The organism is Amycolatopsis sp. WAC 01375 (genome assembly GCF_003947325.1).
In the GTDB taxonomy this organism is placed as follows: domain Bacteria; phylum Actinomycetota; class Actinomycetes; order Mycobacteriales; family Pseudonocardiaceae; genus Amycolatopsis.
Genome location: NZ_QHHW01000024.1, coordinates 1 through 23564 on the forward strand (window position 1 = coordinate 1; position 23564 = coordinate 23564).

Consider the following 23564-nt stretch of genomic DNA (forward strand, 5'->3'; position numbering starts at 1 on the left):
CGAGTTCGCGGCAGGTCCAGGTGGTCGTGAGTGGCGATTCGGGTTAGAACCCGAATCGCCACTCACGACCCACCCGGCCCACCCTCACTACCGCTTCCTGGTCCGCAGGTAGTCGCCGACCACGGCGGCGCCGAGCCCGTCCAGATCCGGAGCGACGACGCGGCCGCCCGAGCGCCGGGCGATGAGGTCGACGAACTCCGTCAGGCGCGGGTCGTCCCCGAGCCGGAACACCGTCACCGACGCGCCCAGCTTCGCCATCCGGTCCACTTCGGACAGCGTCTTGAGCAGCGTCCTGGGCTGGGGCGGATAGTCGAACTCCGCCGAACCGTCGGGTTCCAGATGCGCCGTCGGCTCACCGTCGGTGACCATCAGGACGACCGGCTGCGCGTCGGGATGCCGCCGCAGATGCCGTCCGGCCAGCAACAGGGCGTGGTGGGCGTTGGTGCCCTGCTCCCAAGCGCCCTCCAGCCCGACGAGTTCGGCCAGTTCGACCGATGTCGCGTAGCGGCCGAAGGTGATCAGCTGGAGGGCGTCGTTGCGGAACCGGGTGCTGATCAGCTGGTGCAGCGCGAGCGCCGTCCGCTTCATCGGCAGCCAGCGGCCCTCCTGCACCATCGACCACGAGGTGTCCACGAGCAACGCCACCGCCGCCCGCGACCGATGCTCGGTCTCGATCACCTCGACGTCGGAGACGTCCATCCGGACCAGCCGCTCCCCCACCGAAACCGAGCGCAGGACGGAGTTGCGGACCGTCCTGGAGACATCCCACGGCTGCATGTCCCCGAACCGCCACGGCCTGGTCGCGCCGGTCGGCTCGCCCGCGGCGCCGGCGGACTCGGTCTCCCGCTGGCCCGTCTTGCCGCGCAGCGCGTTCACGACATCGGCGAGCGCTGTCTCTCCGAGTCGTCGCAAAGCTTTGGGAGACAAGCGAAGCGTGCCGTCCGGGGCACGTTCGAAGAGACCTTGCCGCCGGAGCTCGCGTTCCAGCTCGGACAGCCGCCGAGCGTCCACGCCCGCGTCCGGTCCGAGCTGGCGTTCGAGAGCGTCGACGTCGATGTCCTCCAGCCGCGCGCCGGGATAGGACTGGCCGAGCTGTTCGGCCAGCGCGTCCAGTTCGGCGAGATCGGACATCGCGCGGGCACCCTCACCGAGGCCCAAGGGATCGTCGCCCCGGAACCGTTCCGAAGACGTCCAGTCCTCGCCGGGCCGCAGCGCGCGCAGCTGGGCGTCCAAAGTGGACAGCTGTTGCGCGAGCCGAGGGTCGCCGAACGCCTGCTGCGACAGTTCGGCCAGTTCGGCCCGTTGCTCCGGGGTCATCGAGTTGAGCATCCGCTGCGCGGCCGCGGCACGAGCGGCGAGGACGTCGATCAGCTCCTCGACGTTCTTCGGGTTCTCCGGGAAGAATTCGCCGTGCTCGCGCATGAACTCCGCGAACCGCTCCGGGACGTCCTCACGGCCCTGAGCGTGCGCGGCCAGCAGGTCGTTGAGATCGGCGAGCATCCGGTTGGCCCGCTCGGCCTCTTCCGGTCCGGCGTTCCGCAGCGCCTCCTTCATCCCCTCGAAGCGGGAATCCAGCAGCTCACGGCCGAGCAGGTCACGGATCTTCTCGTAGTTCTCCCTGCCCGCCTGCGAGCGCCAGTCGTACTCGGCGAGTTCGCGTACGGCCGCCGCCGTCCCGGGCGGCAACGCGTCCAGCTGGGCCTCACGGAAGCGGGCGTCGTCGTCCGGATCGGGGAACAGCTCACTCCGCTCGGCCTCCAGTGCCTGGTCGAGCAGCCGCTGGACCTCCTGGAGCGTGCCGTCCAGCCGGTGCCGCCGCTGGATCTCCGACCGGCGCTGCCAGAGCCGCCTGGTCAGTTCGTCGAGCCCGGCGGTGCGCGGGGTGCCGCGCCGCAACAGCTCTTCCAGCGCGGACCGGGGCGAGGCGCCCACCATGACGTCGCGGCCGATCTCGTCGAGCGCGTCCCGCAGATCCGCCGGTGGCGCCAGCGGATCCGGACCGTCGTGCCACGGCCCGTACGAGTAGCCCTCCGGGGCGGCGCTCATCGGCCGTAGACGGTCGTGCCGTCGTCGGAGTCCTTGGCGAGTTTCCTCGACAGGAACAGGGATTCCAGTGCCAGTTCGACCGCGGCCGCGATCCGCCCCGCCGGTTCGTCCGGGCCGACGCCGGCGCGCGCGGCGACGTCGTGGAGCACGGGCAGTTCCGGCAGTGCGGCGAGGACGTCCTTTCCGGGCACGCGTTCCCCGGTGGAGACCAGATGCCCGGACTCGACGGCGTCGGCCAGCGGCAGCAGATCCAGACCGGCGAACCGCGAACGGGCCGTCTCCGCGACCGCCCGGCGCAGCAGGTGCACGAGATGCTCGGTCTCGCGGCCCTCCTCGCCCGGCTCGAATTCGAGCTTGCCCCGCAGGACGGCGGGCACCGCGTCGAGGTCGACCGGACGCGCCACGGCGGGTTCCTCGCCGGTCAGCGCGGACCGGCGCAGTGCCGCCGCGCCGACCGTTTCCGCCGCCGCGACGGCGAACCGGGCCGAGACGCCCGACCGCTGGTCGATCACCGGCGACTCGCGCAGGTTCCGCACGAACCGGGCCAGCACCTCCAGGAGCGGCTCGCCGACCTCGGCGACCAGGTGCGCCTCCTGCCGGACGACGGCGATCTCCGATTCGACGTCGAGCGGGTAGTGCGTCCGGATCTCGGCGCCGAACCGGTCCTTGAGCGGGGTGATGATACGGCCGCGGTTGGTGTAGTCCTCCGGGTTGGCCGTCGACACCAGCAGCACGTCCAGCGGCAGGCGCAGGGTGTAGCCGCGCACCTGGATGTCGCGCTCCTCCATCACGTTCAGCAACGCGACCTGGATGCGCTCGGCGAGGTCCGGCAGCTCGTTGATCGCCACGATGCCGCGGTGGGCACGCGGGACGAGTCCGAAGTGGATGGTCTCGGGATCGCCGAGGCTGCGGCCTTCGGCGACCTTCACCGGGTCGACGTCGCCGATCAGGTCACCGACCGAAGTGTCCGGTGTGGCCAGTTTCTCCGTGTACCGCTCGTCGCGGTGACGCCAGGTCACCGGCAGGGCGTCACCGAGTTCGGCGGCGCGACGGCGCGATTCCGGGGTGATCGGGTCGAGCGGATGCTCGGCCAGCTCGGCACCGTCGATGACGGGCGTCCATTCGTCGAGAAGTCCCGCGAGGGTGCGCAGCAGCCGGGTCTTGCCTTGGCCGCGTTCGCCGAGCAGGACGACGTCGTGCCCGGCCAGCAGCGCGCGTTCCAGCTGCGGCAGCACGGTGCGCGAGAACCCGACGATCCCGGGCCAGGCGTCTTCCCCGGCGCGGAGCTTGGCGAGCAGGTTGTCGTGCAGTTCTTGTTTGATCGACCGCGGCAGGTGACCCGCCGCGCGGAGGTCCCCGGCGGTCCGGGGCAGGTTTGCGGGAACATCGTTCACCCGTTCGACGCTACGTCGCGACCGTGGCCTCTGTCGACGTGAAGCAACTCCAGCTCCGGTACGTTCACCTGCTCTCCCCCTCGATAACGCGCCCATTTCCGGGTTTCGCCGGAAGCACGACTAAAATCAGTCCAGTGTGCCGTCCTAGTGCGACCCTCGCGGTCTGGTCTTCGGCGTGGCTGAACGGAGCCGCCGCCTCCGACGACATCCTTGACGCCCTTCAGGTCTGGGGCGAAGCCCACGACTTCGTCGCCGCGGACGCGGCGGCTGCCGAGGCGTTCGACCTGCCGCTCGCGTTCAACCGGGCGGCGACCCCGGTCCAGCTGCTGCTCGCCCTGCGCGTACAGGGTGCCAAGAGCATGCAGTTGCTGCTCCCGGTGCCCGGCGACGTGCGGGGGCTGGGCGGCGGCGGGCAGTTCACCGAGGCCGCGCTTCGGACCGGCGAGGCCGTCCTGTTGCCGGATCTCGGCTACGGCGTCGTCCCCGAGGCCATCGCCGAAGGCCTCATGCGGTGGACCGTGTACTCGGTGCCCACGCCGGGCGTCCTCGAGTACCGCCCGCTCGGCGAGGCCGAGCACGGCCTGACCGACGCGATCCGGGCGAGCGCGGGCGCGCTCCAGACCCTGGACGTCGCCAGCGAACGGCCGGGGGTGCGGGCGGAACTCTCGGCCCGGCTGCGGGCGGCCACCGACGCGCCCTGGCCCGCGGGGATGCCCGGCCGGGCACTGCGAGTGCTCCAGCGATCCCAGGAGATCGCGGCGATCCTCGCCATCGCCGAATCCGACGATCCGGGCGGCGCGCTCTCCGCGTCGGCGGCGCTTCGGCGGGCGGAGGCCTTGCGGCCGCTGACCGAAGCCGTCCGCAACGCGCGGTGCGCGGCGATCAACGAAGCGGTGCGGGAGTTCGCCGAGCAGGCGGACAGGCACCCGTAGCCGTTCACGTGGTCACGGAGTGCTTTCTCTGGATCTTCTCGGCATACCGGACGGACCACAGCGAAAGCCCGCCGATGACCGCGATCAGCAGGACCACGCTGAGCGCGTTCATCACGTCGGCCGACAGGGTGTAGACCAGCGGCACGCGGACCGCGGCCTCCAGCAGCAGCGCCACTCCCCACACCGCCGACATCCGGGTGAACGCCCGGCGGAAAGCGGGCACCTCGCCGGTGAGGCGGTCGATCTCGGCGCGTTTCGCCGCGCTGGAACCGGCCCGCACGGCGACGAGCACCATGGGCGTGCGGCTGAAGCAGCTCACCAGCAGCACGATCGCGGCGGTCGCGGTGGCGAAGGATTCCTTGAGCAACAGGAATTTCGCGTCACCGCTGACCAGCGAAAGCACGAGCCCGACCCCGAGCACGCCTGCCAGCAACGCGGCGAAGCCGTCGAAGGACCGGTCTCGGACGGCGACCCACGCGATCCGGGCCGCGGCCACCACCGCCCCGGCCAGCAAGGAGACCTGCTCGCTCTGCCCGGCGAGCCGGAGCCCGTAGTACGCGGCCAACGGGAGCGCGACATCCCAGAGCAGCAAGGAGAGCGTCGGATTCCTGCCGTGCCCGGTCACGACGGTGTTTCCTCTGCCGCCAGGAAGGCCAGGATCCGCGCGTTGACCTCGTCCGCCGCTTCGCCAGCGATGGAGTGGGTCGCCGACGGCCACAGTTCGACCTGCCCCCGCGGCAGAAGCTCACGAGCCCGCGCGGCCGCGCGGTCCGGGTGGTGGATGACGCTGCGCCCGGCGATCAGGGCCAGCACGGGCATCCGCAGTGAGCGCAACTGCGCGTCGGTGATCAACCTGGGTGACGGCAGGGCGATGCGATAGGTCCGCATTCCTTCGTCGATCACCCGCGCGACCGGATCGGTGGTGTCGACCTCCGCGCCACCGGAGATCCAGTGCAGGAACGACGGCCGGGCCCATCGGTTAATGCCGGGGATCGCGGTGAGCGTGGCGCGGACGACCAGTCCCGCGGTCAGCCCGCCGAACGTCAGCACCGGGTCGATCAGGGTGAGCGACCTCAGCCGCTCCGGCGCCCGCGCGGCGAGGTTGGCGGCGAGCCAGCCACCGAACGAGTACCCGATCAGGTGCACCGCCGCCAGGTCGAGTTCCGCGAGCACCGTATTCAGCCAAGCGGCTTGGTCCACACCGTCCCTGATCGGGGCGGTCTGTTCACTGCGGCCGGGTTCGCCGATCAGGTCCACCGCGTAGACCTCGCCGTGCCCGAGCAACGCGGTGAGGTTGGGTTCCCACATCACCGCGGTCCCGGCACGACCGGGCAACAGCACGATCGGCGTTCTGCCCGGTTGCCCGAACCGGTACACGCGCGCCACCCCGAACGCCGTCTCGACGTCGTGGATCCCGGCCGGCGCGGGCAAAGCCGCCAGGCCTCGTTCGTAGACGACCTCGTATTCGGCCCGTGCCTCCGACGAGGCGAAACCGCCCACCTTCATATGCACCCTCCTTTACGATACGATCGGATTGTAAACAGTTGGTGAGAAGTTGGCAATCCGATCGGACTGCCAAAAGGAGGAGCGGGTGCCCAAACGAGTCGATCACGAGCACCGGCGGCAGCAGATCGCCGCGGCCGTCCGGCGTATCGCGGCCGACCGGGGGCTCGAAGGGGTCAGCTTGAGCGAGGTCGCGGCCGAAGCCGGTATCTCGAAAGGGTTCGTCCAGCACTACTTCGCGTCGAGAGACGACATGCTGCGCTTCGCGACGACCACTTTGAGAAGCGGGCTCGAGGAACGCATCGCCACCCCCTCAGAACTCGGCGTCCGGGATCTGCTCATCGCCCTGCTCCCCCTGGACGAGGCCGCCAGGGACGACGCGCTGGTCGCCAACGCCTTCCTGATGCGCGCGCTCAAGGATCCGGAGATCGCCGGCCACTTCCGGACCGGCCACGGCCAGCTCCGCGACGCGGTGGCGGCCATGCTCACCGCCGCCAGGGACGACGGCGAGTTCGCGTCCACCGTCGACCCGGTCGCCGAAGCCGCGCTCCTGCTGGCGCTGGTCTCCGGCCTCGGCGACGCGGTGCTGCTCGGCTATCAGTCCGGCGAAGAGGCCATCGCCCTGATCGACCGCCACCTGTCGAGGATCACCGCCACCCCGTGAGCGGCACCTTCCGAGTACACGAAGGCCCCCTTCCTCGCGCTAGACGCAAAGACGGGGGCCTTCATGTACTTCAAGGACGTGCGGGCCGCTTCGCGGGTTCGCAGCACCCGATCGCGCAAGGCGCACCGTTGACCGTGCACCCCGCCGCCGGGAACGGCGACAGCTTCCGCGCGGGTGCCCCGTCGATGTGCTCCCGGATCAGTTCCACGACGAGCTCGGCGAAACGCGGGTCGGTGTCCGGCGTCGCGGCCCGCGCGAAGCCCATGCCGTGCTCCGCGGCCCGTTCCGCGGCCTCGTTGTCGAGGTCCCAGATCACCTCGAGGTGGTCGGACACGAAACCCACGGGGCAGACCACCACCGAGGTGACGCCTTCCGCGTGCAGCGAGTCGATGTGGTCGACGATGTCCGGCTCCAGCCACGGCACCTGCGGCGGACCGGAGCGCGACTGCCACACGACGTCGTAGGTCTCGATTCCCGCTTCGGCCGCGACGAGGCGCGCGGCCTCGGCGATCTGACGCGAGTAGCGCCTGCCGCCTTCCGCGGGCGGCCCGGACGCGGTGTCGGCGGATTCGGGCACCGAGTGGGCGCAGAACACGGTCCTGGTTCCAGACTGGTTCCCCAGCTTCGCGTGCGCGGCGCGAACGGCGTCGGCGAAGGCGGCGATGAACAGCGGGTGATCGAAGAACTGCCGCAGTTTCACCAGTTCCGGCGCGCCGTCGCCGACCGACGCACGGGCGCGCTCGATGTCCTCGTCGTACTGACGGCAGGCGGAGTAGCCGCCGTACGCGCTCGTGGGGAAGACCAGGACGCGCTGGGCGCCCGCCTTGGCGATCTCGGCGAGGGCGTCCTCGACCATCGGCCGCCAGTTGCGGTTGCCGAAGTGGACGGGCAGGTCGATCCCGGCGGCCGCGAGCTGCTTCTCCACCGCGGAGATCGCGTCCCGGTTCAGCCGGTTGATCGGCGAGACCCCGCCGAAGTGCTGGTAGTGCTCGGAGACCTCGAGCAGTCGTTCCCGGGGGACCCCACGGCCCCGCGTGACGTTCTCCAGGAACGGCATCACCTCGTCGGGCCCCTCGGGACCACCGAACGAAAGCCAAAGCAGCGCGTCGTAACCCACCCCGTCATCTTGCCGTTGTGGCGCCCCGCACGCTGACCCGGCCCGTTTTGAACCGATCGATCCAAAACATGATACGGTCGCTCCCATGGCCAGGCCGAAGGAATTCGACGAGCGCGCCGCGATCGGGCGCGCCATGGACGCGTTCTGGCTTCGCGGCTACGAGGGCACGTCGACGCAGGCCCTCTGCGAAGCCACCGGCTTGGGCCGCAGCAGCATCTACAACACCTTCACCAGCAAGCACGAACTGTTCATGCGCGCGCTCGACCACTACGCCGAACGCGGGATCGTGGCCAGGACGGCCTTGCTGGAGGAGTCCGGGACCGGCCTCGAGCGGTTTCGCACCCTGTTCTCGTACACGATCGACGAGGAAGTCGCGAACCATGGCCGAGGCTGCCTCGTGGTCAACACGGTGGCCGAATTCGGTGATCGCGATCCCGAGATCAAAGCGCGGATCGACGCCGACACCGGACGCCATCTCACCCTTCTCTCGGCCTGCGCCAGGGAAGGGCAGCTCGACGGGACGATCGACGGCGACCGCGAGCCCGGTGCCATCGCCGAGTTCGCGCACAGCACCGTCGCCGGACTCCGGCTGATGTCCCGCCGCGGCGCCGGACGGGCGGCCATGGAGGCCGTCGCCGCCATCGCATTGGACGCGATCGCCGCCGAGTAACACCTGGAACGAAACCCTTGTGCGCGACGCTGCCCACATTTTGGACTGATCAATACAAAACTGGAGGGAATCCCCGTGCCTTTGGCAGTCTGCGTACTCGGACTGAGCGTGTTCGCGCTCGGCACGTCCGAGTTCATGATCACCGGCCTGCTGCCCGGGATGGCGGCCGATCTGAACGTCGGCATCCCGGAGGCCGGGCTGCTCATCTCGGCTTTCGCGATCGGCATGGTCGTCGGCGCTCCCCTGCTCGCGATCGCGACGCTGCGGGTGCCGAGGCGTGCCACCCTCATGGCCTTGCTCGTCGTCTTCGGCATCTCGCACGTGGTCGGCGCGCTGGGCTCGGGATACGCCCTGCTCTTCGCGACCCGCGTGGTCAGCGCCGTCGCCTGCGCCGGGTTCTGGGCGGTCGCGGCTGCCACCGCCGTCGCGCTGGTCCCGGTCGAGCGCCGTGGCCGCGCGCTGGCCATCCTGGTCGGCGGGCTCACCGTCGCGAACATCGCCGGCGTGCCCGCGGGGACCTTCCTCGGCCAGCACGCGGGCTGGCGGGCCGCGTTCTGGGCGGTCACGGCCTTGACCGTCGTCGCGCTGATCGGGGTCTTCGCCTTGGTCCCGGAGACGCAGAACGGTGAGACCAAGACCGACGTGGCGACCGAACTGCGGCTCTACCGCGGCGGCCGGTTCTGGCTGGCACTCGGCGTCATCGCGTTCGCGCAGGCGATGATCTTCGCGACCTTCAGCTACCTCGCGCCCATGCTCACGGAAGTCGCCGGACTGCCGGAAAGCTGGGTTCCTGGCGTGCTTTCCCTGTTCGGGCTCGGCGCGCTGATCGGTATCACCGTCGGCGGACGGCTCGCCGACGCGAGGCCCTTCGCGACCCTCTACGGCGGCCTCGCCGTCGCCCTGCTCGCCCTCGTGCTGCTCGCGCTGTCCGGCCCGGCGACCCCGGTCGCGATCTTCGCCGTGTTCCTGTTCGGCGTCGCCGGATTCGGGGTCAATCCCGCCTTGAACGTCCGCGCCTTCGCCGTGGCGGGCAACGCGCCCACGCTCGTCGGCGCGAGCACGACCGCCGCGTTCAACGTCGGCAACACCGTCGGCCCGTGGCTCGGCGGCGAGTCGATCGACGCCGGTCTCGGCTATCCCAGCGTCGCCTGGGTGAGCGTCGGCCTCGGCGTCGCCACCGTCGTCGCGCTCACCTTCGCCGCCGGTGTCCAGCGCACCGACAACACCCGCCTGCTCCGCGAACCCGTTACCCAGTAGGGAGAATCATGTCCGAACGAACCAGAGCCACCCTCGACGAGTTCTTCCGCCGAATGTCCACAGGGGACACCGACGGAGCCACGGAACTGTTCGCCGACAGCGTCGGGTGGGACATCCCCGGTGCGACCGAGCTCGTCCCGTGGATCGGCCCGCGGCGAAACCGGGCGGAGATCCGCGAGTTCTACGAACTGCTCGACAAAGGGCTCATCAAGGACCGGTTCGACGTCGAACGCGTCCTCGTCGACGGACCGCACGCGGTCGCGATCGGCCGCCTCCGCTCGACGATCCGCGGCACCGGCAAGGTGATCGAGACGGCCTTCACCATCGAGTTCGAGGTGAACGACAACGGCCTGATCACCAAGTACCTGCTGCTCGAGGACTCGTGGCACGTCGCCAACGCCGTCCTGCCCTGATGCGCGTGAAGGCCCCCTTCCCTCGGCTGAGCCGAGGGAAGGGGGCCTTCACGCGCGTAAGAGACCTAGATGCCGAGGGCGTGCACTCCGCCGTCGACCATGATCATCGAGCCGGTCGTGGCGGGCAGCCAGTCCGACAGCACGGCGCAGACGGACTTCGCCGTCGGGTCCGGGTCGGAGCTGTCCCAGCCGAGCGGCGCGCGGTCGCCCCAGCCCTCCTCCAGCTCGGAGAAACCGGGGATCGACTTCGCCGCCATGGTCTTCATCGGACCGGCGCTGACCAGGTTGACCCGGATGCCCTTCGGGCCGAGGTCGCGCGCCAGGTACCGGTTCACCGATTCCAGAGCGGCCTTCGCGACGCCCATCCAGTTGTAGACGGGCCACGCGACGCGCGCGTCGAAGTCCATGCCGACGATCGACGAACCGCGCGACAGCAGCGGCAGGGTCGCGACCGCGAGGGCCTTGAAGGAGTACGCCGAGACGTCGACGGCCACCTTCACGTCCTCGCTGGGGGCGTCCAGGAACGGCGCGCCCAGGCAGGACTGCGGGGCGAACCCGATCGAGTGCAGCACCCCGTCGAGCCCGTCGACGTGCTCACGCACGCGGTCGGCGAGCGAGTCGAGGTGCTCCTGGTTGGTGACGTCCAGCTCCAGCACCGGCGCCTCCTCGGGGAGACGCTTGGCGATGCGCTCGACGAGCGACAGCCTGCCGAAGCCGGTGAGCACGACCTTCGCGCCCTCCTGCTGCGCGATCTTGGCCGCGTGGAACGCGAGCGAGGCGTCGGTGATGACGCCGGTGATCAGCAGGCGCTTGCCTTCGAGCAGTCCTGGCACGGGACCTCCAGTCCGGGTGGTTTCGATCGGTACGGGAAAACGGGGACGTCAGTGGCCCATGCCGAGGCCGCCGTCGACCGGCAGCACCGCGCCGTTGACGTACCCGGCCTCTTCGGAGGCGAGGTAGCGGACGGCGGCGGCGATCTCCGACGGCTCGGCGTACCGGCCGGAGGGAACCTGGGCGAGGATCTCCTTCTTGCGGTCCTCGCCGAGCTCGTCGGTCATGTCCGTGGCGACGAAGCCCGGCGCGATGACGTTCGAGGTGATGTTGCGCGAGCCCAGCTCACGCGCGAGCGAACGGGCGAGACCGACGAGACCCGCCTTGCTCGCCGCGTAGTTGACCTGGCCCGCCGAGCCGGTGAGGCCGACGACGGACGAGATGAAGATGTAGCGGCCCCACTTGCCGCGCAGCATGCCGCGCGAGGCGCGTTTGGCGACCCGGTAGGCGCCGGTGAGGTTGGCGTCCACCACGCGGGTGAACTGCTCCTCGCTCATCCGCATGAGGAGGGTGTCGTCGGTCATGCCCGCGTTCGCGACGAGGACCTCGACCGGGCCCTGGTGCTCCTCGACGAGCTTGAAGGCGGCGTCGATCTGCTCGGCGTCGGTGACGTCGGCCTGCACGCCGAAGAGACCTTCGGGCGCTCCGGAACCGCGGTGCGTGATCGCGACCTTGTGCCCCTGCGCCGCGAGGTCCTTCGCGATCGCCAAACCGATGCCGCGGTTGCCGCCGGTGACCAGTACCGACCGTCCCACAGAGCTCTCCTCGCCTCGTCGTGTCGCGCTGACGGCACTGAGGTTATCGGCTCGCCCGGCGCCCGCCGGAGCCGCGCCACCCCTACCTCCGGGTAACCGCGACCGTCCTAAGCGGATGTTAGGAACCGCGCCGAAACCTTGCCCGGCCGTCACGGATTGTTCACCGTGAGCCGGAACACAGGAGGTCAAAGATGACAACCCGGATCGGCGAAGCGTCGCCGCCCGTAAGCGAGAGGCGAGTCGTCGGCAACGTGCTGCGCGGCTCGATCGGCAACCTGGTCGAGTGGTACGACTGGTACGCCTACGCCGCCTTCACCACATACTTCGCCAAGTCCTTCTTCCCCACCAAGGACACGACGGCGGCCTTCCTCGGCACCGCGGCGGTCTTCGCCGTCGGTTTCCTCATGCGACCGCTCGGCGGCTGGATGCTGGGCCGGTTCGCCGACCGCTTCGGGCGACGAAGCGCACTCGTGCTTTCCGTCACGTTGATGGCGGCGGGGTCGCTGATGATCGCGGTCACCCCGACCTACGCCTCGATCGGGATCGCCGCGCCGATCCTGCTGCTGGTGGCCCGGCTCATCCAGGGGCTCTCGGTCGGCGGGGAGTATTCGACCTCCGCGACCTATCTGTCCGAAGTGGCCACTCCGGGCAAACGCGGCTTCTACTCCAGCTTCCAGTACGTGACGCTGTACGGCGGCCAGTTGCTGGCGCTCGGTCTCCAGTTGCTGCTGCAGGCCATCCTGACCGAACAGCAGCTGACGTCGTGGGGCTGGCGGATCGCGTTCGTCGTCGGCGCGCTCGCCGCGGTCGTGGTGATGTTCCTGCGCCGCGGGATGGACGAGTCGGCCAGCTTCGAAGCGGCCAAGGCGTCCGGCACCGGCAAGGAGGCGGGCGACAAGGGCACGCTGCGCGCGCTCATCAAGTACCCCAAGGAGATCGCGCTCGTCGTCGGCCTCACCCTCGGCGGCACGGTGTCGTTCTACACCTTCGCCACCTACAGCCAGAAGTTCATGGAGAACACCGCGGGCATCCCGCGCCGGACGGTCACGCTGATCCTGTTCTGCGCGATCCTCGTGGCCGCGATCCTGCAGCCGTTCGCGGGCAAACTCTCCGACCGCATCGGCCGCCGTCCGCTGCTGATGTTCTTCGGCATCGCCGGCACGCTGCTGACCGTCCCGATCATGACGCTGATGGGCGGGACGAAGGAGCCGGTGCTCGCGTTCCTGCTGATGCTGGCCGGGCTGGTGATCGTCACCGGCTACACCTCGATCAACGCGATCGTGAAGGCCGAGCTGTTCCCGACGAAGATCCGTGCCATCGGCGTCGGTCTCCCCTACGCGCTCACCGTGGCGATCTTCGGCGGCACGGCCGAGCTCATCGCGCAGGCGTTGAAGGGGGCCGGTCACGAATCGGTGTTCTTCTTCTACGTCGCGGGCTGCGTCCTGGTGTCGCTGATCGTGTACGGCACAATGCGGGAAACCTCGAAGACCTCGGAGCTGGACAAGAAGAACCAGCCCGAGCCCGAGCTCGTGTCCGGCCGGGAAGGCTAGGCGGGAAGGTATGGCCGTGCGGGTGTTGCTCGTCGAAGACGACGCCGGTGTCGCCGACGCGCTCGCCGAAGCCCTGCAATCGCGCGGCCATACCGTCTCCCACGCGATCCGCGGCAGCGACGCCCTGCACCGGCATCGCGCGGCCGACGTGATCCTGCTGGACCTCAACCTGCCGGACATGCATGGGCTCGACGTGCTCAGGAAGGTCCGGCAGGTCTCGCCGGTGCCGGTGCTCGTGCTCACCGCGAGCGGGGACGAGCGGTCCGTGGTGCGCGGGTTGCGGCTCGGCGCCGACGACTACCTGACCAAACCGATCCGCCTGGCGGAACTGCTGGCGAGGATGGATGCGGTCGTCCGGCGCGCCGCGGTCTCGGCCACACCGCAGGACGGCATCGTCCGCGTCGAGGACGTCGAGATCGACCTCGGCGCGCGGCGCGTGCTCGTCGACGGGACCGACATCGGGCTCACCGCCAAGGAATTCGCCGTCCTGGCCGTGCTCGCCGCCCGACCGGGCACCGCGGTGAGCCGCCAGCAGTTGATGGACGAAGTCTGGGGCGACGCGTACCTCGCCGTCTCCCGTTCGCTCGACGTGCACCTGACCCAGCTGCGCGCGAAGCTCGACCGGCCGGGACTGCTCACCACGATCCGGGGTTTCGGCTACCGCCTCGGCCGGGACTGACCGGTGCGCACCCGGCTGCTGGTCGTCCTCGTCGCGCTCGCGCTGACCGTGGTCGCCGCGTTCGCGATCCCGCTGTTCGGGTCGACCGCCGCGCAGCGGACCCAGCAGCTGGTGATCGCCCGCAACGCCGACGTCGACCGGTTCGTCGTCCTCGCCCAGCAGGCCGTCGACGCCGGCGACGCGACCACGCTGACGGTCGACGCCGCACGGTATTCGTCGTTATACGGCGAGGCCGTCGTGGTGGTCGACGCGCGCGGAGGGGCACTGGTCGAAACCGGCGGCATGACCGCCGCGGAACCGGTGGTCCGCTCACTCGTCGAGGCCGCGCTGCGCAACCAGCCCGCGAAGGGACCGGAGCAGCTGAGTCCGTGGTCGGCGGATCCGGTCTATTTCGCCCGCCCGGTGGGCACCGGGACGCGGGTGGCCGGAGTGGTCGTCCTCCGCGCGTCGGTGACCGCGGCGGCGGCCGACGTCGCCACCCGCTGGGCCACGATCGTCGCTGGTGCGGCACTGGTCGCGGCGCTGTTCGTGCTGCTCGCGGTCCTGCTGGCCCGCTGGATGGTGCGGCCGCTGCACGAATTGGAGACCGGCGTGCAGGCGGTGACCGAGGGACATCGCGCACAGGTTCCCGACCGGGCGGGGCCCCGCGAACTGCGTTCGCTCGCGACGTCGTTCAACCGGATGTCCGACGCCGTCGTCGAGGCGTCCGAGCAGCAGCGGCGGCTCGTCGCGGACGCGTCGCATCAGCTGCGGAATCCCATGGCCGCCTTGCGGTTGCGGGTGGATTCGCTGGCCGCGCAGGTCGATGGGGACGGCCAGCGGGCCTACCTGGCGACCGTCGCCGAGGTCGAGCGCCTGGAGTCCCTGCTCGACGGGTTGCTCGCGCTGGCGCTCGCCGAAAGCGCCGCGACCCGGCTCGCCGCGGGTGAGTCCGGCGACGAACCCTGCGATCTCCCGGCCGTCCTGGCCGAACGGGTCGACGCGTGGCGGCCCTCGGCGGACGACGCGGGAGTCCGCCTCGCGGCGTCGGAAGGCCACGACGAGCCGGTGCCCGTACGGTGTCCGGAAAGCGATCTCGCCCAAGTGCTGGATGTCCTGCTGGACAACGCGGTGCACTACGCGGGCCGCGGCGCCACGATCACCACCGGCTACGAGACCGGTGACACGACCGCCACGGTCTTCGTGTCCGACAACGGTCCTGGACTGTCCACAGAGGATCGTGAACGGGCGACCGAACGGTTCTGGCGGGCAGGCGGCGACGGCGCGCCGCGCGGGACGGGACTCGGCCTTTCGATCGCGAACCAGCACGTGCTCGCCCGGGGCGGGAAACTCGAACTGCGCCAAGCCGAACCGCGGGGGCTCGAAGTCCGCGTCGAACTCCCTCTCGCGACGGGAGGGACACCATGACCGTCACCAGGCGTACGGCGATCCTCGCTGGGCTCGCCACTCTCGCGGGCTGCTCGACGGCGGGCTACCGGGGACCGGAGCGGGAGGTCGTCATCTCGGCGGGTGAGAGCGGCGGTTTCTATCTCGCCTTCGCGGAACTGCTGGCCCAGCAGCTGAACCGCGCGGAGCCCCGGCTGCACGCGACGGCCGTCGCCACCGAGGCCAGCGTCGAGAACCTGCGGCGGCTGCGGGACGGCCGGGCCGATCTCGGGCTCGTCCTCGGCGACGTCGCCGAGGCGGCCTTCACCGGCGCGGAGCCGTTCTCCGTCCCGATCGCCTTCTCGGCCATCGGCCGCGTCTACGAGAACTACCACCAGCTCGTGGTCCGCGCGGACGGTCGCGTGCGGTCGCTCGCCGATCTGGCCGGACGACCGGTGGCGATGGGCGCGAGCGGCTCAGGCGTGGCGGTGTTCAGCTCGCGGCTGTTCGCCCGCGCCCAAGTGCCGGTGAAGGCGAAGAACCTGCTCCTGGGTGAAGCGATCAACGCGTTGGCGGCACACGAGGTCGACGCGCTGCTCTGGTCCGGTGGGATCCCGACTCCGGCGCTCACCGAGCTCAACCGGACCACCGCGATCACCCTGCTCCCCCTCGACGCCCATCTGCCGGCCCTGCGGGCGGGCTACGGCCCGGTGTACGACCAGGTCCACGTCCCGGCGCAGGCCTACCAGGGCGTCGGCGAACTGCGGACGATCGGCGTCGCGAACCTGTTGCTGGCCGCGCCTTCGCTGCCCGACGATGTCGCGGCCGCCGTCGCGCGCGTGCTGGCCGGACACGCCGCCGACCTCGTCCCGGCATCCGCCGTCGGAACCCAGTTCCTCGACGTCCGGACGCTGATCGGCACCGGCAAGGTCCCGCTGCACCCTGGTGCCGCGTCGGCCTACCGTGCCCTGCACGGGTGACCCGCGCTCCATCTTCAGAGGGATGCGCGCAGACCTGGAGCGCTGCCAGGGTCGGAGGCAGGCGGCCGCCGGGCCGCCCCGATCCGGAAGGACTCCAGCAGTGGGCGAATTCATGCGGTCGTCGCAACATGGGCCAATTAGGACAGTGTCATCGAGACACACCAGGGGGGTGCGGGGTTCGGCGCTGATCGCGGGCCTCGCGCTCGCGGGCGGGCTCGCCACGGCGGCCCCCGCCGTCGCGGCCGACCAGGCCAAGCTCACCGCACCGGCCCTCACCGGGCACTACGACGTCGGCACCACCGACCTCCACCTCGTCGACAGCTCCCGCCCCGATCCGTGGAAACCGGAACGGCGCCGGGAACTCATGGTCACCGTCACCTATCCGGCCGACCGCTTCGCCGACGGACCACGCGCGCCGTGGCTCACGCCCGGCATCAGCGGCGTCATCGACCAGACGCTGGCGAGCAAGGACTACCTCGATCTCCCGGCGGGCTCCATCGACTGGGCGTCGGCGAAGCGGCGGGCCGAGCTCGGCGTTCCCGCGGCGCACGGCGCGCCCAAGCCGGTCACGCTCTTCTCACCCGGTTTCGGCGGGCCTCGGGAGACGTATTCGGCGATCGTCGACGATCTGGCCAGCCGCGGCTACGTCGTCGTCTCGCTCTCGCACACCTACGAGAGCGCGGCGGTCGAATTCCCCGGCGGGCGCCTCGAAACGGCCCTGCCGCCGGGCGAGGGCCCAGAATTCATGAAGAAGGCGCTCGACGCACGGGTCGGTGACACCCGATTCGTCCTAGACCAGCTCGCGAAGATCGCCCGCGGCGAGAATCCCGACGCGGAGAAGCGACAGCTCCCCCGCGGCCTCGGCTGGTCACTCGACCTGTCCCGGGTCGGTGCCTACGGGCATTCCTACGGCGGGTTCACCTCCGGCGAGGCGATGGTGCACGACCGCCGGATCGACGCCGGGATCAACCTGGACGGCGCGATGGCGACCGCGTTCGGCTACCCGCCGGGCAGTGCCTACGTGCCCGGCGAGGTCACGAAACGCGGCCTGGACCGGCCGTTCATGCTGATGGGCGCCGAGGGCGTCGACGAGAACGGGAAGCCGCTGGAGCACACGCACAAGCAGCCCGATTTCGACCGCAGCTGGGCGGACTTCTGGGCCAACCAGCGGGGCTGGAAGCGGGACCTGCTGCTCCGCGGCGGCAGCACGCACATGGCCTACAGCGATCTTCAGGTCGTCGTGCCGCAGCTCGGTTCGCGAGTGGCGCCGGAGAAGCGTGAGGCGGTCATCGGCACCATCGATCCCCGCCGATCACTGGCGGCACAACGGGAGTACATCGGCGCGTTCTTCGATCTGCACCTGAAGGGCCGCGACCGGCACCTGTTCGACGGCGAGTCGCCGCGCCACCCGAATATCGATTTCATCGACTGAGCCGGGGCGATTCGGGCGTTTGCGAAAGGTCGGTCCGTGAAGGCCTCCTTGAGGGACTCTGGGTCCCTCAAGGAGGCCTTCACGGACTTCGGTGATCTTCAGTCGCCCCACCGGCACCGCCCGCTCATCCTCGCGAGTCGTGGCCCTTCCTCGCACAAAGGGAAGAAGCCCTTAACGTAAGTTGGAAACCGTGACAGAGCCACGGAAACCGATCGTCGAAATGCCCCTGCGCGTGCGTTACCACGAATGCGACGGACAGGGCATCGTGTTCAACGCGAACTACCTCGCCTACGTCGACATGGCCATGTTCGAAGTGGAGAAAGCCCTCTTCGGCTCCCACGAAGCGGCACTGGACAGCGGCGTCGACGTCGTGGTCGCCGAGTCGAACCTCCGCTACCGCGCGCCCTGCCGCTACGACGACGAACTGGTCGTGGCCGTGTACCTGAACCACCTCGGCACGACGTCGCTGATCATCGACTTCGAGATCAGCCGCGGCGGCGACCTGTGCACGGAAGTGAAGACCCGCTACGTCTTCGTCGACCCGACGACGCTCAAGAAGGCGGCGCCACCCGCGTCGGTCCGCAAGGTGTACGCCGCCCTCCTGCCCGCTCAGGAGGACTGAACGCCGGGGCGCCGGTCCTCGACGACGTAGCTGGCCCGCGTGCTGATCGGCGCGCCGGGGGTGTTGACGAACGGCACCACCCGGAAGTCGCTCCGCCAGCGCTGCCGGTTGACGTTGACCCTGACGTATCCCCGCTGGCTGTTGAAGAACTTCATGTGCGGGTTGGCCTTCAGCAGGTTCTCACCGCCCGGCGTCATGTCGGCGCCGTTGCCACCGCTGGTGATCGACGTCCCGACGAACTCGCTCGCGACGGTGGGCGAACCCGGGTCACCGAAGTCGCGTTTGAGGTCCCACGCGTAGTTCTGGTGCCTGTCGCCGGTGATGACCACCAGGTTTCGCACACCGCGGTCCTGCGCGGCCGCGAGCACGCGGTCGCGGTCGGCGACGTAGCCGTCCCACGGGTCGAGGTAGACGTTCGTGGCCTCGCCGGCGTCGGTGTCGGTCTGGCCCATCGGGGCCTGGTTGCCGAGGATCTGCCACCGCGCGCGGGACCGGGAGAAGCCGTCGAGCAGCCAGCCCCGCTGTTCCGAGCCGAGCAGCGTGCGGTCCTGGTCGAACCGCTCGGTGCAGTTCGCCGACTGGCCGTCACCGCACGGCTGGTCGTCGCGGTACTGGCGGGTGTCGAGCATGGTGAAGTCGGCCAGCGTGCCGTAGCTCAGCCGCCGGTGAAGCCGCGCGTCCGGCCCCTTCGGCAGCTGCGCGATGCGGTACGGCAGGTGCTCGTACATCGCCTGGAACGCCTCGGCGCGCCGACGGCGGAACACCGCGCGGTCCTGGTCCGGTTCCTTGTCGATCTGCGAGATGTCGCCCGCCCAGTTGTTCTCCACCTCGTGGTCGTCGTTGACGTGGATCCACGGGAAGGCGGCGTGCGCGGCCATCAGCGGCGCTTCGGACTTGTAGAGCGCGTACTGGAGCCGGTAGCGGGCCAGGTCGAAGGTCTCGCCCTTGAACTGCGGCCCCACCGGCGTGCCGCGGCCGACACCCGTGACGCCGCTTTCGTAGAGGTAGTCGCCCAGGTGCACGACCAGGTCGAGGTCCTCGGCCGCCATGTGCTCGTACGCGGTGAAGTGCCCGGCCTCCCAGCTCTGGCACGACGCGAACGCGAAGTTCAGCTCGCGCGGCGACGACCAAGCGACGGGCGCCGTCCTGGTGCGGCCGACCGGCGAGACCTCGTCACCGGTGCGGAAGCGGTAGAAGTACTCGTGATCCGGTGCGAGGCCGTGGATCTCGGGGTGCACGGAGTGGCCGAGTTCTGGCGTGGCGACCACGGATCCGCGGCGGATCACGGCGCGGAAGCGCTCGTCGAGCGACACCTCGTACTCGACGCGGACCGGCGTCCGCGGCATACCGCCGAAGCCGTCGGCCTCGTAGGGCTTCGGCGCGAGCCGGGTCCAGAGCACGACACCGCCGGGCAACGGATCACCCGACGCGACACCGAGGGTGAACGGGTTTCCGGCACCGCGAGCGAGCGGCATCGCACCGGCGGCGTTCCAGGCACCGGTCCCCAGCAGGACGGCGGCCGCGCCGGCGGAGCCATAACCGAGGAAGCGACGCCGCGACAGGGGGTGAGGGAGCGAAGGCATGAAGCCCTCCTGTGGTGGGATGGTCACGGGCGGGCCTCATGCTCGTCCGGCTTGATGGCCACCCGGCCGCGCTCAGGCGAAGCGCCCGTGAACGAAAGACGATCAACCCTCGTGTTCCGTATCCTTTTCTACCGCCCGGAAATCCCGCCCAACACGGGTAACGCGATCCGCTTGACCGCGAACACCGGCTGCGAACTCCACCTGGTGGAGCCGCTCGGTTTCGCGCTGGAGGACAAGCAGTTACGGCGTGCCGGGCTCGACTACCACGACCTCGCGCGCGTCCACGTGCACGCGGACCTCGACGCCGCGTGGACGGCGCTGCTCCCCTCTCGCGTCTACGCGTTCAGCGCTTCGGCGACACGGCTGCACACCGACGTCGCGTACGTGCCCGGAGACGTGCTGATGTTCGGACCGGAGTCGGCGGGGCTGCCCGCGGAGGTCCAGGAGTCCACCCAGGTGACCGACCGGGTGCGGCTGCCGATGCTGCCGACGAGCCGGTCGCTGAACCTGTCGAACACCGCGGCGATCGCCGTCTACGAGGCTTGGCGGCAGAACGACTTCGGGACCCCTGAGACTCCTGCCCCACTGCAATGAAGGGGCCTTTCATAGCAAAATTTGCTATGAAAGGCCCCTTCATTGCAGAGCCTGAGCGTCTAGGGCAGTCGCTGCCCCAAGAAGAGCGAAGCGGCCGCCCCGATCATCAAGACCAGGGTCCCCAGAATCACCCAAGGCCGGCTCGCGTCGGCGTCCTTCAGCTCGTACCCGATCTGCTCGCCGAGGTCGTCGTACACGCGTTTCAGCTCTTCAGCGCTCGCCGCCTTGTAGAAGTCGCCGCCCGAAAGCCGGGCGATCTCCTCCAGCGACTCGACGTCGACCTTCACATCCTGCGGTTTGCCGTCGATGTCGACCGAACCGTGCGTGGTCCCGAACGCGATCGACGAGATCGGCACCTGAGCCTGCTTCGCCGCCTGCGCCGCCGTGTAGCCGCCTCGCGGGGCGTACAGATCGTCCGGAACGGTCTGCTTGCCGTCACTCATCAGGACGATCCGGGCGGGAGGCGGGCCTTCCGCGCCGCCGACGATCGCCGAGAAGCTCTCGATCGACTGCAACGCGGCGAAAATCCCCTCACCGGTGGCCGTCGACTGCGCCAGCTTGAGGTTGTCGATCGCCTTCACCACGCCGCCGCGATCGGTGGTCGGCGCCACCAGCACGGTCGCCGTCCCCGCGAAGGAGATCAGCCCGAGGTTCACGCCAGGAGTCATGTTCTGCGCGAACGACCGCGCCGACTCCTGGGCCGCCTTCAACCGGGTCGGGGCGACGTCGGTCGCTTCCATCGACAGCGAGGTGTCGATCACCAGCATCACGGTCGCCCGGTTGCGCGGCACCTTCTGCTCGGCCGTCGGCCCGGCGAGCGCGACGGTCAGCACCAGCAGCGAAAGCACGATCAGGATGGCGGGAACGTGCCGCACCCATCCCTGGCTCTTCGGCGCGACCTTCTCCAGCAATTCCAGGTTGGCGAACCGCATGGTGCGCTTGCGCCGCGCGCGCTGCGAGAGCACATACCCGACGGCCACCGCGGCGACCGCCAACAGCAGCAGGAACCACCACGGCGACGCGAATCCGGTCAGGCTCACGCGACACCACCGGACCAGCGGCGCTTGCGGGCCACCACGAACCGGACCATATCCGCGATCCAGTCCGAATCGGTGCGCAGCACCAGATGCGCGGCACCGGCCCGGCGCAGCGCGGCCGCGACCTCCTGCCGGTGAGCGTGCGCCGCGGCGCCGAATTCCTTGCGCAGCAAGGCCGAAGCGTGCACTTCGCGCTGTTTCCCTGTCTCCGGGTCGGCCAGCACGACGGTGCCCACGTCGGGCAGGTCGATGTCGCGCGGGTCGAGGACTTCGATGGCGATGAGGTCGTGGTGCCCGCCGAGCGCGCGCAACGGACGCTGCCATTCCATGTCGCCGAGGAAGTCGGAGATCACGACGGCGAGCCCGCGACGGCGGGGCGGGCGGCGCAGTTTCTCCAGCGCCGCGGCGAGATCCCCGCGGACACCTTCCTCGGCACGCGGGGTTTCGGCGATCTTGCGGACCAGTCCCCGCGCGTGCGGGAGCCCGCCGCGCGCCGGGATGCGCGTGATGCTGCCCGCCCCGTTGGAGACGAGCGCGCCGATCCGGTTGCCGCCACCGCCGGTCAGGTGGGCGACCGCGGCCGTCGCGCAGACGACCAGGTCTCGCTTCTCGCACAGCGCCGTGCCGAAATCGAGGCTCGCGGACACGTCCGCCACCAGCCACGTCTCCAGTTCGCGGTCGGCGACGGTCTCCCGGATGTGCGGGCTCGTCGTGCGCGCGGTGACCGCCCAGTCCATCCGGCGGACGTCGTCACCGGGCTGGTACGGCCGGGCCTCCCCCGGTTCCGAACCGGGCCCCGGCACCAGGCCGAGATGGTTTCCCTGCAGCAGACCGTCGAGACGGCGGCGCACGTCGAGTTCGAGCGTGCGCAGGCCCGCCTCCATCCGCTCCCCGCGGAGTACCGGCGGAGCCCAGGAAGGACGTTCGCCCTTCTCGTTCTTCACGCGAGTTCCTTACCTGACGGGTGCGCCGGCCGGGACCGGGCCGCTCTGCCCGGCGCCGCCCTGCGGGCGGGCCGAGACCTGCGGCAACGGCACGGTCTGCAGCACCCGCGTGATGATGTGGTCGATGGGGACGCCGTCGGCCAGCGCGTCGTAGGACAGCACGAGCCGGTGGCGCAGCACGTCGGGAACGACGTCGACGACGTCCTGCGGCAGCACGTAGTCCCGGCCGCGGACCAGGGCCAGCGCCCGCGAGGCGGCGATGATGCCGAGGCTGGCACGCGGCGACGCGCCGTAGGACACCCAGCCCGCGACGTCGGCGAGGCCGTGGTCGTTCGGGGTGCGGGTGGTGAGCACGAGACGGACGACGTAGTCGACCAGCGCGTGGTGCACGAACACCTGCGATGCCACGCCCTGCAGGCGGACCAGTTCACCCGGGGACAGCACCTCTTGCGGGGTGGGCGCGGTGACGCCCATCCGGTAGATGATCTCCCGCTCTTCCTCGGCGGTCGGGTACTCGACGACGATCTTGAACAGGAACCGGTCGCGCTGCGCCTCGGGCAGCGGGTACACGCCCTCGTTCTCGATCGGGTTCTGCGTGGCGAGCACGAGGAACGGGTCGGGCATCTCGAAGGTCTGGCCGCCGATCGACACGTGCCGCTCGGCCATCACCTCGAGCATCGCCGACTGCACCTTGGCCGGGGCGCGGTTGATCTCGTCGGCGAGCACGAAGTTCGCCACCACCGGGCCGAGTTCGACGTCGAACCGCTCTGCGCCCTGCCGGTAGATCCGGGTGCCGAGGATGTCGGCGGGGACCAGGTCCGGGGTGAACTGCACGCGCGAGAACGAGCCGCCGACCACGCGCGCGAAGGTCTCGACGGCGAGGGTCTTCGCGACGCCGGGAACGCCTTCGAGCAGGAGGTGTCCCCTGGCCAGCAGGCCGACCAGCATCCGTTCGACCAGCCTGTCCTGGCCGACGATGATCCGCTTGACCTCGAACACGGTCCGCTCCAGCAACTGGGCGTCCCGCGCCGGCGTTCCGGGCTGCTGCTGCGCGCCATCGGCGTAGCCGGGCTCGGTCACTCGTGCCTCCTGTGTTCCCCGCTTGCGTTCTTGCGTCCGGATGTGACCGTAGTGGTCGGTGACACAGCCGTTCGTGAAGGTAGCCAACCCGATCAGCGGTATGACGGCTGTGAAGC

Annotated in this window: 23 protein-coding genes; 12 read left to right on the top strand and 11 right to left on the bottom strand. The window is 70.1% G+C overall.

Translation table 11 applies throughout. The annotated features are described in order from the left end of the window. Positions 1-87: 87 nt before the first annotated feature. Both DL991_RS12095 and DL991_RS12100 read right to left on the bottom strand, forming a co-directional pair. Positions 88-2046, bottom strand: a complete 1959-nt coding sequence (locus DL991_RS12095) for a VWA domain-containing protein (RefSeq protein WP_125784056.1) — start codon at positions 2044-2046, stop codon at positions 88-90. Next, on the bottom strand, positions 2043-3440 hold the full coding sequence (locus tag DL991_RS12100; protein ID WP_125784058.1) for a sigma 54-interacting transcriptional regulator: 1398 nt from the start codon (positions 3438-3440) through the stop codon (positions 2043-2045). Before DL991_RS12100 ends, DL991_RS12095 begins: the two co-directional genes overlap by 4 nt. 134 nt (positions 3441-3574) lie before the next feature. Between DL991_RS12100 and DL991_RS12105 the strand changes: the two genes are divergently transcribed. Then, complete coding sequence (locus DL991_RS12105; RefSeq protein ID WP_125784060.1) at positions 3575-4372, top strand: hypothetical protein; 798 nt, start codon at positions 3575-3577, stop codon at positions 4370-4372. 4 nt (positions 4373-4376) lie between these two features. Here the strand turns inward: DL991_RS12105 and DL991_RS12110 are convergent, their stop codons facing one another. Then, positions 4377-4997, bottom strand: a complete 621-nt coding sequence (locus DL991_RS12110; RefSeq protein ID WP_125784062.1) for a VC0807 family protein — start codon at positions 4995-4997, stop codon at positions 4377-4379. Then, complete coding sequence (locus DL991_RS12115; protein ID WP_125784064.1) at positions 4994-5878, bottom strand: alpha/beta fold hydrolase; 885 nt, start codon at positions 5876-5878, stop codon at positions 4994-4996. Before DL991_RS12115 ends, DL991_RS12110 begins: the two co-directional genes overlap by 4 nt. An 85-nt stretch (positions 5879-5963) precedes the next feature. Between DL991_RS12115 and DL991_RS12120 the strand changes: the two genes are divergently transcribed. Further along, complete coding sequence (locus tag DL991_RS12120) at positions 5964-6539, top strand: TetR/AcrR family transcriptional regulator (protein ID WP_125784066.1); 576 nt, start codon at positions 5964-5966, stop codon at positions 6537-6539. 70 nt (positions 6540-6609) lie between these two features. On the opposite strand, the gene DL991_RS12125 is transcribed toward DL991_RS12120, so the two are convergent. Beyond that, complete coding sequence (locus DL991_RS12125; RefSeq protein WP_125784068.1) at positions 6610-7656, bottom strand: ferrochelatase; 1047 nt, start codon at positions 7654-7656, stop codon at positions 6610-6612. An 85-nt stretch (positions 7657-7741) separates the two neighbouring features. Here DL991_RS12125 and DL991_RS12130 point away from each other — a divergent pair, with 85 nt between their 5' ends. The 3 genes from DL991_RS12130 (at position 7742) to DL991_RS12140 (ending at position 9996) form a co-directional block, all read left to right on the top strand. Then, positions 7742-8326 carry a TetR/AcrR family transcriptional regulator gene (locus DL991_RS12130; protein WP_125784070.1) on the top strand — a complete coding sequence of 195 codons (585 nt, stop codon included), beginning with the start codon at positions 7742-7744 and terminating at the stop codon, positions 8324-8326. Between the two features lie 75 nt (positions 8327-8401). After that, positions 8402-9583 (top strand): Cmx/CmrA family chloramphenicol efflux MFS transporter, encoded by a 1182-nt coding sequence (locus DL991_RS12135; protein ID WP_125784072.1) that lies wholly within the window; start codon positions 8402-8404, stop codon positions 9581-9583. Between the two features lie 8 nt (positions 9584-9591). Then, positions 9592-9996, top strand: coding sequence for a nuclear transport factor 2 family protein (locus DL991_RS12140; RefSeq protein WP_125784074.1), 405 nt, complete (start codon positions 9592-9594; stop codon positions 9994-9996). Between the two features lie 65 nt (positions 9997-10061). Here DL991_RS12140 and fabI read toward each other — a convergent pair whose 3' ends face one another. Then, a complete protein-coding gene (gene fabI / locus DL991_RS12145; protein WP_034306560.1) occupies positions 10062-10829 on the bottom strand; it encodes an enoyl-ACP reductase FabI in 768 nt (255 codons plus the stop codon). Positions 10830-10877: 48 nt separating this feature from the next. Next, on the bottom strand, positions 10878-11582 hold the full coding sequence (gene fabG / locus DL991_RS12150) for a beta-ketoacyl-ACP reductase (protein WP_016334125.1): 705 nt from the start codon (positions 11580-11582) through the stop codon (positions 10878-10880). Positions 11583-11773: 191 nt separating this feature from the next. Here fabG and DL991_RS12155 point away from each other — a divergent pair, with 191 nt between their 5' ends. The 6 genes from DL991_RS12155 to DL991_RS12180 all read left to right on the top strand — a co-directional run bounded on the left by DL991_RS12155 (position 11774) and on the right by DL991_RS12180 (position 18210). After that, a complete protein-coding gene (locus DL991_RS12155) occupies positions 11774-13132 on the top strand; it encodes an MFS transporter (RefSeq protein WP_125784076.1) in 1359 nt (452 codons plus the stop codon). 10 nt (positions 13133-13142) lie between these two features. Further along, positions 13143-13811, top strand: coding sequence for a response regulator transcription factor (locus DL991_RS12160; protein WP_125784078.1), 669 nt, complete (start codon positions 13143-13145; stop codon positions 13809-13811). 3 nt (positions 13812-13814) lie between these two features. Continuing rightward, a complete protein-coding gene (locus DL991_RS12165) occupies positions 13815-15218 on the top strand; it encodes a HAMP domain-containing sensor histidine kinase (protein WP_125784080.1) in 1404 nt (467 codons plus the stop codon). Beyond that, on the top strand, positions 15215-16156 hold the full coding sequence (locus DL991_RS12170) for a TAXI family TRAP transporter solute-binding subunit (RefSeq protein ID WP_125784082.1): 942 nt from the start codon (positions 15215-15217) through the stop codon (positions 16154-16156). Before DL991_RS12165 ends, DL991_RS12170 begins: the two co-directional genes overlap by 4 nt. A gap of 145 nt (positions 16157-16301) precedes the next feature. After that, positions 16302-17588, top strand: a complete 1287-nt coding sequence (locus tag DL991_RS12175; protein ID WP_125784084.1) for a lipase — start codon at positions 16302-16304, stop codon at positions 17586-17588. Positions 17589-17778: 190 nt separating this feature from the next. After that, positions 17779-18210 (top strand): thioesterase family protein, encoded by a 432-nt coding sequence (locus DL991_RS12180; RefSeq protein ID WP_125784087.1) that lies wholly within the window; start codon positions 17779-17781, stop codon positions 18208-18210. Here DL991_RS12180 and DL991_RS12185 read toward each other — a convergent pair. Continuing rightward, positions 18198-19793 carry an alkaline phosphatase gene (locus tag DL991_RS12185; RefSeq protein ID WP_125784089.1) on the bottom strand — a complete coding sequence of 532 codons (1596 nt, stop codon included), beginning with the start codon at positions 19791-19793 and terminating at the stop codon, positions 18198-18200. The two genes, DL991_RS12180 and DL991_RS12185, sit on opposite strands and share 13 nt — an antisense overlap. Positions 19794-19904: 111 nt before the next feature. Here DL991_RS12185 and DL991_RS12190 point away from each other — a divergent pair, with 111 nt between their 5' ends. Further along, on the top strand, positions 19905-20387 hold the full coding sequence (locus tag DL991_RS12190) for a tRNA (cytidine(34)-2'-O)-methyltransferase (protein ID WP_125784091.1): 483 nt from the start codon (positions 19905-19907) through the stop codon (positions 20385-20387). 59 nt (positions 20388-20446) lie between these two features. On the opposite strand, the gene DL991_RS12195 is transcribed toward DL991_RS12190, so the two are convergent. The 3 genes from DL991_RS12195 to DL991_RS12205 form a co-directional block, all read right to left on the bottom strand. Then, entirely contained in the window at positions 20447-21427 is a 981-nt protein-coding gene (locus DL991_RS12195; protein WP_125678229.1) for a VWA domain-containing protein, read from the bottom strand. Next, entirely contained in the window at positions 21424-22308 is an 885-nt protein-coding gene (locus DL991_RS12200; RefSeq protein ID WP_233598847.1) for a DUF58 domain-containing protein, read from the bottom strand. The genes DL991_RS12195 and DL991_RS12200 overlap by 4 nt, the downstream gene beginning before the upstream one ends. A 69-nt stretch (positions 22309-22377) precedes the next feature. Next, entirely contained in the window at positions 22378-23448 is a 1071-nt protein-coding gene (locus tag DL991_RS12205; RefSeq protein WP_125784095.1) for a MoxR family ATPase, read from the bottom strand. Positions 23449-23564 lie beyond the last annotated feature (116 nt).

Bases quoted from the DNA above. Each gene is read 5' to 3' on its own strand.
- DL991_RS12095 (WP_125784056.1), bottom strand. From the start codon at position 2,046: ATGAGCGCCGCCCCGGAGGGCTACTCGTACGGGCCGTGGCACGACGGT.
- DL991_RS12115 (WP_125784064.1), bottom strand. From the start codon at position 5,878: ATGAAGGTGGGCGGTTTCGCCTCGTCGGAGGCACGGGCCGAATACGAG.
- DL991_RS12130 (WP_125784070.1), top strand. From the start codon at position 7,742: ATGGCCAGGCCGAAGGAATTCGACGAGCGCGCCGCGATCGGGCGCGCC.
- DL991_RS12140 (WP_125784074.1), top strand. From the start codon at position 9,592: ATGTCCGAACGAACCAGAGCCACCCTCGACGAGTTCTTCCGCCGAATG.
- DL991_RS12155 (WP_125784076.1), top strand. From the start codon at position 11,774: ATGACAACCCGGATCGGCGAAGCGTCGCCGCCCGTAAGCGAGAGGCGA.
- DL991_RS12160 (WP_125784078.1), top strand. From the start codon at position 13,143: ATGGCCGTGCGGGTGTTGCTCGTCGAAGACGACGCCGGTGTCGCCGAC.
- DL991_RS12170 (WP_125784082.1), top strand. From the start codon at position 15,215: ATGACCGTCACCAGGCGTACGGCGATCCTCGCTGGGCTCGCCACTCTC.
- DL991_RS12185 (WP_125784089.1), bottom strand. From the start codon at position 19,793: ATGCCTTCGCTCCCTCACCCCCTGTCGCGGCGTCGCTTCCTCGGTTAT.
- DL991_RS12200 (WP_233598847.1), bottom strand. From the start codon at position 22,308: ATGGAGGCGGGCCTGCGCACGCTCGAACTCGACGTGCGCCGCCGTCTC.